Origin of the sequence: Streptomyces sp. NPDC007856, assembly GCF_042868225.1 — a bacterium.
Lineage (GTDB): Bacteria > Actinomycetota > Actinomycetes > Streptomycetales > Streptomycetaceae > Streptomyces.
Map to the genome: position 1 here is coordinate 158,473 of NZ_JBIAEC010000017.1, position 12,330 is coordinate 170,802.

The window sequence follows — 12,330 nt, forward strand, 5'->3', positions numbered from 1 at the left end:
ATCATGATGACAGTCAAAGTGGTGTATGGGATTCCCGATCAGCGGTTCGAGGAGGAGGATGGACGGGGGCCCTACGGGCCCGCGAACGAACGCACATGAATCGGAGCACCGTGAAACGCCTGCGCTGGCCGAGTTGGATGCCGATCGACCCGTACATCGTCCTGCTGCTCGGGACCGTCGGCCTGGCCGCGCTGCTGCCGGCCCGGGGCACCGCCTCCGACGTGGCCTCGGGCGCGTCGACCGCCGCGATCGCCTTCCTCTTCTTCCTCTATGGCGCCCGGCTCTCCACCCGGGAGGCGCTGGACGGGCTGCGCCACTGGCGGCTCCATGTGACCGTGCTGGTCTGCACGTTCGTCCTGTTCCCGGTGTTCGGGCTGGCGGCGCGCGGTCTGGTTCCGGTGCTGCTGACCCAGCCGCTCTACCAGGGCCTGCTGTTCCTGACGCTGGTGCCGTCCACGATCCAGTCGTCGATCGCGTTCACCTCGATCGCCCGCGGAAACGTGCCTGCGGCGATCTGTGCGGGCTCCTTCTCCTCTCTCATCGGCATCGTCGTCACCCCGCTGCTGGCGGCGGGCCTGCTGGGCAACAGCGGCGGCGGGTTCTCCGCCGACTCGCTGGTCAAGATCGTGCTCCAGCTGCTGGTGCCGTTCCTCGCGGGGCAGGTGCTGCGGCGCTGGATCGGGAGCTTCGTCGCCCGGCACAGAAAGGTGCTCGGGCTGGTCGACCGCGGCTCGATCCTGCTGGTCGTCTACACCGCCTTCAGCGAGGGCATGACCCGGGGCATCTGGCACCAGGTCAGCCCCGCCCGGCTCGGCGGGCTGCTCGTCGTCGAGGCCGCCCTGCTCGCCGTGATGCTCCTGCTGAGCTGGTACGGCGGCAAGGCGCTCGGCTTCGGCCGGGAGGACCGGATCGCCATCCAGTTCGCCGGGTCGAAGAAGTCCCTCGCCTCCGGGCTCCCGATGGCCAGTGTCCTGTTCGGTGCCCACGCCTCGCTCGCCGTGCTGCCGCTGATGCTGTTCCACCAGATGCAGCTGATGGTGTGCGCGGTCATCGCCAAGCGCCGGGCCCGGGACCCGCAGGAGGCCCCGGGCGCCGGCGCCGACGCGTCAGCCCCTCACCCGGTCCAGGGGCAGCCACAGGACCGTGTCCTTCGATGACCTGAGCGCCTTCGGGTCCGCCAGTTCCGCGTCGGTGAGCGCCCGGTCCCAGACGTGCACCTCGTCGATGGCGCCGGTGAAGAAGGCCCGGCTGTCCATGCGCTGACCGATGTGCACGCCGAAGGGGGAGTTACGGCTGACCGACCCCGGGATGTCGGCGACGGACTTCTCGGTACCGTCGACGAACAACGACAGCCGGCCCCCGCCCCGGCGCAGCACCAGGTGATGCCACTGCCCGTCGTTGTACGCGGTGTCCGTGCGCACATAGGTGGTCTGCGGCGCGACCGCCCCGTTCCGGACCGTGATCAGGCCCTGGATCCGGTTGTTCGCCGGCTCCCCCCGCACCCACACCTGCGGCTGGGTGGTGCCGATCCCGCCCATCCACAGCAGTGGCTGCTCCCCGGTCGTGGCCGTGTACCGGAACCACAGGGACGCCGTGAAGTCCTTCGTCCCCAGCGGCAGCTCGCTGCGGAAGGGCAGGCGTACGGCGTCGTCGGTGCCGTCGAACCGCAACGCGCCGCCGAAGACCCCGTCCGTCTCCTCGGCGCCGCCGAGCACCGCGGCCGGGCGGGCGTGCGGGGCCAGGTCGGCGGTGAGCGGGTCGGGGCCGCGGCGCGGGACGAGCCAGTTCTCGGTGAAGCGGGCGAAGCGGATCTCTTCGCGCGCGTCGACCGCGCCGCCCTCGTAGATCAGGCCCACCGTGTCCGTGTCGGCGCGGACCAGGTCGGAGTAGCCGGACCAGTCCGTCGTGACAACCGTGCCGCGGTCCACGCTGTCCCAGGTGCGGCCGCCGTCGTAGGAGGAGCGGATCATCATCGTGCGCCGCCGGTCGGGGTCGGCGGGGCAGGCGAGCAGGATGCGGTCGCCGAGGCGCAGCATCGAACCCTGGACCTGTGGGGCGTACAGGTCGGGCAGGTCGTGGAAGGGCGCGGTGAAGCTGCCTCCGCCGTCGCGGCTGACCGCCTGGGTGCGGTGGCCGAGGTCGGTGCCGTCCTGCTCCCGGCCGCTGACCAGGATCGAGCCGTCGCCGCGCTCGGCGAGGGTCAGCTCGGACGGCTTCTGCCGGAAGGTGCCGTCGTCCGCGATGGACCAGGTGTCGGTGGCGCCGATCCGCCAGTGGCCGCCGTGGTCGTCGCTCACGATCAGCGCCGCGTGGTTGGCGGTGACCCGGCTGCCGTCCCAGGTCTCGGTGTTGACCCCGAAGACCAGCCGGCCCGCGTACCGGCCCTTGGTGAGCTGGATGCCGTGCACCGGCCCGGTCGCGTACCAGGAGTTCCAGCCGGCGGGCAGGATCTCCGGACTCAGATCGCGCGGCACGGACCAGGTCCGGCCGTCGTCGTCGCTGTACTGGAGGTGCGGGGTGCGGTCGCAGGGGACCGAGCAACTGGCGCTGTCGGTACGGCCGGTGTTGTACGTCTCCGCGAGCCAGACCCGGCCCGTCTCCCGGTCCACGATCGGCGCCGGGTTGCCGTGTGTGTCACCGGCGCCCTCGTTGACCCCCTGCAACGGGCCCCAGGTGCGGCCGCCGTCGGTGGAGCGCTTGAGCACGATGTCGATGTCGGCGGCGTCCCCGCAGTTGAGGACCCGGCCCTCGGCGAACGCCAGCAGGGTGCCGTCGGTCGTCCTCACGATCGCCGGTATGCGGAAGCAGGCGTAGCCGGGGTCCTGGGACGCCTTGAAGAGGATCTGCTGCTCGAACTCGGGGTCGCCTGCGGAGGATTGGGCATGTGCGGGGTGGGGGGGTGCGAGCTGCACCAGGAGCAGCGCCGCCGTGGTGAGGGCGGTGGCGAATACGGCTCTGAGGCGGGCGCGTAGACCTGACGGCATGGTGCGACCTTGCCCTTCGTCGGCCGGACATCTGGACATCCGGACATCCCACGTCCAACGTGCACCCCATCGAAGGTAGTTCGGGCCAGGTCGCCTCACAAGGAGCGTGCAGCACATGGAGCCCGCGGAGGGCCTACGGGCACAGCACGACCTTGCCCAGATTGGCCCGCCGCTCGATCACGTCATGTGCCCTCGCCGCGTCCTCCAGCGCGAACCCGGCGTGCACGGCGGGCTTCAGGGTGCCTTCGGTGAACAGCCGCCACAGCTCCTGGCGCCACTGCTCGTACAGATCCGGCCGGCCGCGGGCGATCAGGGCCATCTGGAATCCGATCACCGACTTGGCGCCCACCAGCAGGTCGTACGCCCGGATGGTGCCGCCGCCCGAGCTGTAGGCGACGAGGCGGCCGTGCGGGGCCAGGGCGGCGAGGGCGGGGGTGAGCAGGTCACCGCCGACGGCGTCCAGGACGCAGTCGACGGGGTCTCCCCAGTCGTCGTCGCCGTACCGAACACAGTCGTCGGCGCCGAGCGAGCGGACGAACTCCGCCTTGCCCGGGTCCGACACTGCCCCCACCACGCGCCCCGCCCCCCGCGCCCGCGCCAGCTGCACCGCCAGGTGGCCGACCCCGCTCGCCGCCGCGGTGACCAGCACCGCCTCGCCCGGCACCGGGCGCGCCGCCGCCAGCGCACCGAGCGCCACCAGGCCGCTGCGCACCAGCGCGACCGCGTCCACGGCGTCGGCGCCGTCCGGCATCGGGGAGGCCGTGGCCTCGGGCAGCAGGGCGAAGTCGGCGTACCCGTGCCCGAAGCACAGCCCGGTCACCTGCTCGCCCGGCCGGAAGCGGGTCACGCCCTCGCCGACCCCCACCACCTCACCGGCGATCTCGCCGCCGAGCGCGATCGGCTCGGCGGCCTCGGTGACCTTGCGGACCACGGGCAGGGTGACCCCGATGGCCGCGCAGCGCACCAGCAGCTCCCCGGGGCCGGGCTCGGGGACGGGCGCCTCCTCCAGGAACAGCGGGCCGCCGGTGGATTCATATCGGACGCGACGCATCGCACACACCTCCACACACCGGGCACGCCGGCGTCTCGATCGTCGGGGATCTACGAACTCGTTGGGAGTCCCAACGATAGCGAAGATTCATTGGGAGCTCCAACGATTTCTCCGTTAGGCTGCCGACATGGCCGAAGCACCCCTGCCCGCGATCCGCTCCCTGCCCAGCTGGCTCCTCGGCCGCGCCGCTGCCCGGGGCCGTTACCTGGTCGCCGACGCCCTCGCGGCCGAGGGGCAGAAGATGTGGCACCACGTGGTCCTCTCCGCCGTCCGCGACCTCCAGCCCGTCGCCCAGGCCGACCTCGGCCGCAGCGTGGGCCTGGACCCCAAGGACCTGGTCGGCGTGCTCAACGACCTGCAGTCCGCCGGCCATGTCCTGCGCGCCCCCGACCCCAAGGACCGGCGCAAGAACGCCGTGTCCCTCACCGACGACGGCGCCCGCCTCCTCGCGCGCTGCGAGAAGGCCGCCCGCGAGGCCAACGACGAGCTGCTCGCCCCGCTGTCGGCCGCCGAACGCGATCAGTTCATGGGCCTGTTGATCCGGATTTCCGGCACGGACGGCTGACGGCGGCTAACGTTCCGTCATGACCGCAGCCCCCGTCCTCGACCCGCAGCGCACCGCCCTGGTCCTCGTCGACCTGATGGAACGCATCGTCGCGCTGCCCCTGGAACCCCGCAAGGGCACCGAAGTGCTGGCCAGCGCACAGGAGTTGGCACACACCTTCCGCACCGCCGGAGCACCCGTCGTCCTCGTCCGGGTCGAACGCCCCTCCGTCGCCGAACAGCCGCCCGGCAGCGGACTCGTGCCCGGTCTCGCCGGACCCGGCGACCTGGAGGTGGTCAAGCGGACCATCGGCGCCTTCCAGGGCACCGGTCTGGACGAGCACTTGCGCGAACGCGGCGTCACCACCCTGGTGTTCGGCGGCATCGCCACCAACCTCGGCGTCGAGTCCACCGCCCGCGCCGCCGCCGACCTCGGTTACGAGCTCGTCTTCGTCGAGGACGCCATGGCCGCCTTCACCGCCGCCGAGCACGAGGCGTCCGTACGCCTCGACTTCCCCCGGCTCGGCACGGTGGTGACCGCCGCCGGCGTACGCCTCACCCCCGCCTGACCTCACACCAGCGTCCCGCCCCCGTCCACGACCACCACCCAGCCATGTACGCACCCCGCTGCGCGAGGAGGGCTTGGAGCTGCGGCCCTGTACCACGAGTCCGCCTGGTGATGCTCCCGGCCATCGGCCTGGGCGTCGGGCCGCCGCTCACCCCTGATCACGGCGTTCGTCGCAGCGGCGCAGTCCCTCGGCTGAGGCGGGGCCCGGCGGCGCAGGGGGCGCTCCCCGTCGGCCCGGGCCCCGCCGCCGTGCCGCGAGGAGGACCCTCAGCCCCGGGCGGCCGCCTCCCGCAGGGCGATGCGGTCCTCGCCCGCGTACACGTTCATCGAGCTGCCCCGCAGGAAGCCCACCAGGGTCAGACCCGTCTCCGCGGCCAGGTCCACCGCCAGTGACGACGGCGCCGACACGGCCGCCAGCACCGGGATGCCCGCCATCACCGCCTTCTGCGCCAGCTCGAACGAGGCCCGCCCGGAGACCAGCAGGATCGCCCTCGACAGCGGCAGATCGCCGCTCTGCAGCGCCCGCCCGACCAGTTTGTCGACCGCGTTGTGCCGGCCCACGTCCTCCCGTACGTCCAGCAGCTCGCCGTCCTCGGTGAACAGCGCCGCCGCGTGCAGGCCCCCGGTCCGGTCGAACACTCGCTGGGCCGCCCGCAGCCGGTCGGGGAGGCTCGCCAGCAGCTCCGGGGTGAGCCGGACCGGGGGAGTGTCGGCGATCGGGAAGCGGGCCGTCGTCCGTACGGCGTCCAGGCTGGCCTTGCCGCACAGACCGCACGAGGAGGACGTGTAGACGTTCCGCTCCAGGGTGAAGTCCGGCAGGGCGACTCCGGGCGTGGTCTTCACGTCGACCACGTTGTAGGTGTTCGAGCCGTCCGCCGTCGCACCCGCGCAGTAGACGATGTTCTGCAGATCGTCCGCGGTCGCCAGCACACCCTCGCTGACCAGGAACCCCGCCGCCAGCGCGAAGTCGTCGCCCGGTGTGCGCATGGTGATCGCGAGCGGTTTTCCGTTGAGCCGGATCTCCAGGGGTTCCTCGGCGACGAGTGTGTCCGGCCGGGTGGACAGCGCCCCGTCCCGGATGCGGAGGACCTTGCGTCGTTCCGTGACTCGTCCCATGTCCTGATCAGCCCCGGTTCTGTACGTGCTGGCAGCCGAAACGGCCCTTGATGCAGAGATTGCCGTGGGTCACCGGGTTGTCGTGCGGCGAGGTGACCTTCACGATCTCATTGTCCTGCACATGGAGCGTGAGGGTGCAGCCCACTCCGCAGTACGCGCACACCGTGGACGTCCGCCTCTGCCGTACGACACCCACCCGCCGCAGCAGGACGAGGCCCTCCTGCCCCGCCTGGGGTACGGCCGTCGCCGCCGGCGGCTCCTCCGGCGCCGAGTCCGGCGCGCCGGCCGCACGAACGGCCTCGTCCACGCTCGCCGGCGCCGCCACCGCGGTACGCACCGGATCACCCGCCCTCACGGCGCGGGCGGCCGGAGCGCGCTAGCACAGGCCCAGGCAGGGGCTGCGTTCGACGCTCACCCCGCTGCCGAGACGTTCCTCCAGGCCGGTGCGGAGCGCGTCGGCTCCGGCGGCCGTGCAGGCCAGGTCGGTGCACACGTGCAGCACGGTCGCCGGGCGGGGCCGTACGGAGAACATCGCGTCGAAGCGTGGCGACCCCGTAGGCCTCGGCCGGCGGCACGGTCAGCCGGCGGCACAGATAGCCGAGGCCGCCCTCTGATCCAGCCGACCCGGTCGTTCAGGGCGTGCAGCCCCGGCAGCAGCAGATCGCGCCGGTTGCGGGCCGCCCGGCCGCCACGCGCCCACCTCAGGTCGGCGTCGCTGCGGTCGGCGCCCTCCCAGGAAGATTCCGGCGGGCCCAGCAGGGCGTCCACGGCGGCCCGTTCCTCGTCCGTCGGCTTGCTGTCGCCGAAGTGCAGATCCACCAGGTCACCTCACGATGGTCGCGACGCGAGCTTCTCGATCCGGATCGCCGACGCCTTGAACTCCGCCGTCCCCGTGATCGGGCAGTTCGCCTCGATCGTCAGCTGGTTGGTGTCCACCTCGTCGGGAAAGTGCATGGTCATGAAGGCCAGCCCCGGCCGCAGCGCGGTGTCGACCCACACCGGTGCCGTCACCGACCCGCGCCGCGAGGTGACCCGCACCTCCTCGCCGACCACGACCCCGTACCGCTCGGCGTCCTCCTGGCACATCGGTTGCCGTTTCCTCATGCGGCGCTCCTCAGCGCGAGCAGGTCCGAGATGGCGTGCACGGTGCGCAGGGTGGGCACCTCGACGCCGGTGATCTCCGCGAGTTCGACGACGGCCGCGAGCAGCACGTCCAGTTCCAGCGGCTTGCCGCGCTCCAGGACCTGGAGGGTGGAGGCGCGGTGGTCGCCGACGCGTTCGGCGCCGGCGAGCCGGCGTTCGACGGAGACGCCGACTGTGCAGCCGAGGGCCTCGGCGACCGAGAGCGTCTCGCGCATCATCGTCTCGATGACCCGGCGGGTGCCGCCGTGCAGACACATCTGCCGCATGGTGGCGCCGGCCAGGGCGCTGATCGGGTTGAAGGAGATGTTCCCGAGCAGCTTCACCCAGATGTCCCCGCGCAGGTCGGGCTCCACCGGGCACTTGAGTCCGCCGGTCCGCATGGCCTCGCTGAAGTCGAGGCAGCGCGGGGAGATGCTGCGGTCGGGCTCGCCGACGGAGAACCGGGTGCCTTCCAAGTGCCTTACGACACCGGGACCTTGGAGTTCGGTGGCGGCGTAGACGACACAGCCGACGGCGCGCTCGGGGGCGAGGACGCGGCTGACCGCGCCGTCCGGGTCGACGCTTTCGAGGCGGTGGCCGTCGTAGGGGCCGCCGTGCCGGTGGAAGTACCACCAGGGGATGCCGTTCAGCGCGGCCACCACCGCGGTGCGCTCGTGAGCAGTGGTGCGATCGGCGGCCCGCACGCCGCGTACGCGTTGGCCTTCAGGCCGAGGAAGACGTAGTCCGCCGGGCCGACCTCGCCGGGATCGTCGGTCGCGTGGGGGTGCGCGGTGAAGTCCCCGCGCGGGCTGAGCACACGTACTCCGTGCTGCCTCATGGCCGCCAGATGCGGTCCACGGGCGATCAGATGCACATCGGCGCCGGCGCGGTGGAGCGCGGCTCCGACGTAGGCACCGATGGCGCCGGCGCCGAGAACTGCCACTTTCACGGGATCACTCCGTTCGGTTTGAGGGATACCGCGGAGGTGTCGGGGGAAGGGCCGACGCGGGACGCTCGTCGGCTCCTGAATGCGGCTGATTGCTGTCGACGAAATATTGTCTACAGTATGGAATAGCCCTCGGCAAGGGTTCGCGCGGCGACCGTTGAGCGCCTCCCGGATACCGTTCACCGCATACGGTCGACCGCGTCCTTCCCAACTCCCGCTCCCGGCCCTACCGTCCGCGGGCATGAGCCCCCCTCTCGCACCCCCGGGCTGGAGCCGCTGGCTCGTCCCGCCCGCCGCCCTCTCCGTCCATCTGTCGATCGGACAGGCCTACGCCTGGAGCGTGTTCAAGCCGCCGCTCGAATCCGCGCTCCATCTCGACGGCACCCAGAGCGCGTTGCCGTTCCAGCTGGCGATTGTGATGCTCGGTCTGTCCGCCGCGTTCGGCGGCACGCTCGTCGAACGCAACGGGCCGCGCTGGGCCATGACCGTGGCCCTCGTCTGCTTCTCCTCCGGCTTCCTGATCTCCGCGCTCGGCGCCCAGACGAAGCAGTACTGGCTGATCGTCCTCGGCTACGGCTTCGTCGGCGGGATCGGCCTCGGCATCGGCTACATCTCGCCCGTCTCCACCCTGATCAAGTGGTTCCCGGACCGGCCCGGCATGGCCACCGGCATCGCCATCATGGGCTTCGGCGGCGGCGCCCTGATCGCCTCGCCCTGGTCGGCGCAGATGCTCTCCTCCTTCGGCACCGGCCACTCCGGGATCGCGCTCGCGTTCCTGGTGCACGGTCTGGCGTACGCGGTCTTCATGACGCTCGGCGTACTCCTCGTGCGTGTGCCCCGCGGGGACACGCCAGGCGCGGAAGCGAGCGGACCGAGCTCCGTCGCCGGCGTGCAGGTGTCCGCCAACAGTGCGCTGCGCACCCCGCAGTTCTGGTTGCTGTGGATCGTGCTCTGCACCAACGTGACCGCCGGCATCGGCATCCTGGAGAAGGCCGCCCCGATGATCACGGACTTCTTCGCGGACAGCTCCACCCCGGTGTCGGCCTCCGCGGCGGCCGGTTTCGTCGCGCTGCTGTCGGCGGCCAACATGGCCGGCCGCATCGGCTGGTCGTCCGCCTCCGACCGCATCGGCCGCAAGAACATCTACCGCTGCTACCTCGGCGTCGGCGCGCTGATGTACCTGCTCATCGCGCTGTTCGGGGACTCGGCGAAACCCCTGTTCGTCCTGTGCGCCCTCGTGATCCTGTCCTTCTACGGCGGCGGCTTCGCGACGGTCCCCGCCTATCTGAAGGACCTCTTCGGCACCTGTCAGGTCGGCGCCATCCATGGCCGGCTGCTCACCGCCTGGTCCACCGCGGGCGTGCTCGGGCCGCTGATCGTCAACTGGATCGCGGACCGGCAGAAGGAGGCCGGGAAGCACGGCCCGGCGCTGTACGGGCTGTCGTTCGGCATCATGATCGGCCTGCTCGTCGTCGGCTTCGTCGCCAACGAACTCGTCCGTCCCGTCCACACCCGCCACCACATCCCCGCACAGAGGGAGGCCCCAGATGCCCAGCGACAGCAGCCCGCCTAGCCGGCGGGGCCTGATCGCCCTCGCCTGGCTGTGGGTGGGGGTGCCCCTCGGCTACGGGGTGTACGAACTCGTGCAGAAGGCGACGCAGCTGTTCACAGGGTGAGTGCTCGGGCGTCCGAGGGTCTGAGGGAAGCCGACAACTCGGGCGCCCGATTCCTGTGGCTTCACCTGCCGTCGTACCCGTGGGTCACTGATCAGACTGGAGGATCCCGCTACCACGGCCACGAGGGGACTCCCGCCATGAACGGCTCGCGCATCGCCGCCATCGGTCACTACAAGCCCGCCCGGGTACTCACCAACGAGGACCTGGCCGGGATGGTCGACACGAGCGACGAGTGGATCCGCAGCCGGGTCGGCATCCGGACCCGGCACATCGCCGGACCCGACGAGCCGGTCGACGAGCTGGCTGCGCACGCCGCCGCGAAGGCGCTCGCCGCCGCCGGTCTGACCCCCGGCGACATCGACCTCGTCCTGGTCGCCACCTCCACGGCGATCGACCGTTCCCCGAACACCGCCGCACGGGTCGCGGCCCGGCTCGGCATCCCCCAGCCTGCCGCGATGGACGTCAATGTGGTGTGCGCCGGCTTCACCCACGCGCTGGCCACCGCGGACCACACCGTCCGGGCCGGCGCGGCCGCCCGTGCGCTGGTCATCGGCGCCGACAAGATGTCCGACGTCACCGACTGGAGCGACCGCACCACCTGTGTCCTGGTCGGCGACGGGGCCGGTGCCGCCGTGGTGGAGGTCTGCCCAGCGGGGGAGGAGCCGGGGATCGGGCCGGTGCTGTGGGGATCGGTGCCGGAGATGGGGCACGCCGTGCGGATCGAGGGCACCCCGCCGCGGTTCGCGCAGGAGGGGCAGAGCGTCTACCGCTGGGCCACCACCCAGCTCCCGGCCATCGCCCGCAGCGCCTGCGAACGGGCCGGCGTGGCCCCCGAGGACCTCGCCGGAGTCGTCCTGCACCAGGCCAACCTGCGCATCATCGAGCCGCTGGCCGAAAAGCTCGGCGCCGTCAACGCCGTCGTCGCCCGCGATGTCACCGAATCGGGCAACACCTCGGCCGCGAGCATCCCGCTCGCCTTCTCCAAGCTGCTCGAACACGGGGCGCTGAGCTCCGGCGACCCGGTGCTGCTGTTCGGTTTCGGCGGCAATCTTTCCTACGCGGGGCAGGTCGTACGCTGCCCGTGAGCGGTGAAGCGAAGCTTGCCTGAAGTGGGCTCAAACAGGTCTGGATTTTGTGCACCGTAGACTGTAGACAAAAGACAATCGATACTGAGCGTCCAGCGTGCACATGCCAGACCTGCCCAGGAGGGGGACCGCGATGTTGTCGACCGGACTGCCGCAGGGGGCGGTGCCCAAGCTGGAACGCCCCGGGCCGCTGCGCGAGCGTGTCTACGAGGCGCTGTTGGAGCTCATCACCACCCGCGCGCTGCAGCCCGGCCAGCACCTGGTCGAGAGCGAGCTCGCCGGACACCTCGGTGTCTCCCGGCAGCCGGTGCGCGAGGCGCTGCAGCGGCTCAACACCGAGGGCTGGGTCGATCTGCGGCCCGCGCAGGGCGCGTTCGTGCACGAGCCGACCGAGGAGGAGGCCGACCAGCTGCTCACGGTCCGCACCCTGCTGGAGGCGGAGGCGGCCCGGCTCGCCGCCCTGCACGCCGGCGCCCCGGGGGTCGGCGCGCTGGAGGAGCTGTGCGCCGAGGGCGAGAAGGCCGTCGCCGCCGACGAGGTGGACCGTGCGGTCGCCCTCAACGCGGCCTTCCACGCCAAGATCATGGAACTCGCCGGCAACGCGGTCCTCGCCGAACTCACCGCCCAGGTCGACCGCCGGGTCCGCTGGTACTACACCCCGGTGGCCCGCCAGCGCGGACGCCAGTCCTGGATCGAACACCGGGAACTGATCACCGCGATTGCCGCCGGCGACGAACAACGGGCCGCCCAGCTGATGCGCACCCACACGGAACACACCCGCCGCTCCTACCATGACCGCAACGGGTCCTGATCACACGGGTTCCGCCACCCGGTGAAGGCCGTCCGGGCCGCCGCGCAGGACCGCGCCTCGACCGCCGACATGACCACCACCCCGGCCACCAGCAGCAGGAGTTCACCGCCGACCTGCCTACGAACGCCGGCCAGGGCGAGCGCGACACCGGCCGCCCGGAGGCGGACAGGTCGCAGCCGCGGGGCCGTGCGGAGGGCCGAGTCGGGTGCGAGGAGGAGCGCCACCCGGGCCGCGAGCGGCGACGCCGGTCCGGGCTGCGGGTGTTGGGCCGGATGGCCGACGGGTCTTCTTGATGCCGGCATACGCACACTGGCCAGGGCGAGCGCGGCGTCGGCCGCCCGGAGGCGGACAGGTCGCAGCCGCGGGGCCGTGCGGAGGGCCGAGTCGGGTGCGAGGAGGAGCGCCACCCGGGCCGCGAGCGGCGACGC

Annotated in this window: 10 protein-coding genes and 5 pseudogenes; 7 read left to right on the top strand and 8 right to left on the bottom strand. The window is 71.8% G+C overall.

All coding sequences use genetic code 11. The features are described from left to right. Window positions 1-110: 110 nt before the first annotated feature. Window positions 111-1,157 carry a bile acid:sodium symporter family protein gene (locus tag ACFYOH_RS34270; RefSeq protein WP_388633982.1) on the top strand — a complete coding sequence of 349 codons (1,047 nt, stop codon included), beginning with the start codon at window positions 111-113 and terminating at the stop codon, window positions 1,155-1,157. Here the strand turns inward: ACFYOH_RS34270 and ACFYOH_RS34275 are convergent. Further along, window positions 1,107-2,984 (bottom strand): exo-alpha-sialidase, encoded by a 1,878-nt coding sequence (locus tag ACFYOH_RS34275; RefSeq protein WP_388633911.1) that lies wholly within the window; start codon window positions 2,982-2,984, stop codon window positions 1,107-1,109. The genes ACFYOH_RS34270 and ACFYOH_RS34275 overlap by 51 nt on opposite strands. Before the next feature lie 133 nt (window positions 2,985-3,117). Beyond that, on the bottom strand, window positions 3,118-4,035 hold the full coding sequence (locus ACFYOH_RS34280) for a zinc-binding alcohol dehydrogenase family protein (RefSeq protein ID WP_388633913.1): 918 nt from the start codon (window positions 4,033-4,035) through the stop codon (window positions 3,118-3,120). Window positions 4,036-4,162: 127 nt separating this feature from the next. Between ACFYOH_RS34280 and ACFYOH_RS34285 the strand changes: the two genes are divergently transcribed. Then, window positions 4,163-4,600, top strand: coding sequence for a MarR family winged helix-turn-helix transcriptional regulator (locus ACFYOH_RS34285; RefSeq protein WP_388633916.1), 438 nt, complete (start codon window positions 4,163-4,165; stop codon window positions 4,598-4,600). Window positions 4,601-4,619: 19 nt separating this feature from the next. Further along, window positions 4,620-5,147 carry an isochorismatase family protein gene (locus tag ACFYOH_RS34290; protein ID WP_388633918.1) on the top strand — a complete coding sequence of 176 codons (528 nt, stop codon included), beginning with the start codon at window positions 4,620-4,622 and terminating at the stop codon, window positions 5,145-5,147. Window positions 5,148-5,413: 266 nt separating this feature from the next. Here the strand turns inward: ACFYOH_RS34290 and fdhD are convergent, their stop codons facing one another. The 5 genes and pseudogenes from fdhD to ACFYOH_RS34315 all read right to left on the bottom strand — a co-directional run bounded on the left by fdhD (window position 5,414) and on the right by ACFYOH_RS34315 (window position 8,333). Next, window positions 5,414-6,262 carry a formate dehydrogenase accessory sulfurtransferase FdhD gene (gene fdhD / locus ACFYOH_RS34295; RefSeq protein ID WP_388633920.1) on the bottom strand — a complete coding sequence of 283 codons (849 nt, stop codon included), beginning with the start codon at window positions 6,260-6,262 and terminating at the stop codon, window positions 5,414-5,416. Between the two features lie 7 nt (window positions 6,263-6,269). Next, window positions 6,270-6,443 (bottom strand): annotated as a pseudogene (locus ACFYOH_RS34300) (Fe-S-binding domain-containing protein); the annotation flags it as partial. A gap of 3 nt (window positions 6,444-6,446) precedes the next feature. Further along, window positions 6,447-7,081 (bottom strand): annotated as a pseudogene (locus tag ACFYOH_RS34305) (NAD(P)H-dependent oxidoreductase subunit E); the annotation flags it as partial. A gap of 9 nt (window positions 7,082-7,090) precedes the next feature. Beyond that, window positions 7,091-7,345: pseudogene (locus ACFYOH_RS34310) on the bottom strand (molybdopterin dinucleotide binding domain-containing protein); the annotation flags it as partial. 17 nt (window positions 7,346-7,362) lie between these two features. After that, a pseudogene (locus tag ACFYOH_RS34315) lies at window positions 7,363-8,333 on the bottom strand (2-dehydropantoate 2-reductase). 238 nt (window positions 8,334-8,571) lie between these two features. On the opposite strand from ACFYOH_RS34315, the gene ACFYOH_RS34320 reads away from it, so the two are divergent. The 4 genes from ACFYOH_RS34320 (at window position 8,572) to ACFYOH_RS34335 (ending at window position 11,902) form a co-directional block, all read left to right on the top strand. Beyond that, window positions 8,572-9,903 carry an OFA family MFS transporter gene (locus tag ACFYOH_RS34320; RefSeq protein WP_388633922.1) on the top strand — a complete coding sequence of 444 codons (1,332 nt, stop codon included), beginning with the start codon at window positions 8,572-8,574 and terminating at the stop codon, window positions 9,901-9,903. Beyond that, a complete protein-coding gene (locus ACFYOH_RS34325) occupies window positions 9,878-10,006 on the top strand; it encodes a hypothetical protein (protein WP_388633924.1) in 129 nt (42 codons plus the stop codon). Before ACFYOH_RS34320 ends, ACFYOH_RS34325 begins: the two co-directional genes overlap by 26 nt. 137 nt (window positions 10,007-10,143) lie before the next feature. Next, window positions 10,144-11,091, top strand: a complete 948-nt coding sequence (locus ACFYOH_RS34330; protein ID WP_388633927.1) for a beta-ketoacyl-ACP synthase III — start codon at window positions 10,144-10,146, stop codon at window positions 11,089-11,091. Window positions 11,092-11,224: 133 nt separating this feature from the next. Further along, window positions 11,225-11,902, top strand: a complete 678-nt coding sequence (locus tag ACFYOH_RS34335) for a GntR family transcriptional regulator (protein ID WP_388633929.1) — start codon at window positions 11,225-11,227, stop codon at window positions 11,900-11,902. Here ACFYOH_RS34335 and ACFYOH_RS34340 read toward each other — a convergent pair. Then, window positions 11,878-12,330 (bottom strand): annotated as a pseudogene (locus tag ACFYOH_RS34340) (hypothetical protein); the annotation flags it as partial. The gene ACFYOH_RS34335 and the pseudogene ACFYOH_RS34340 overlap by 25 nt on opposite strands.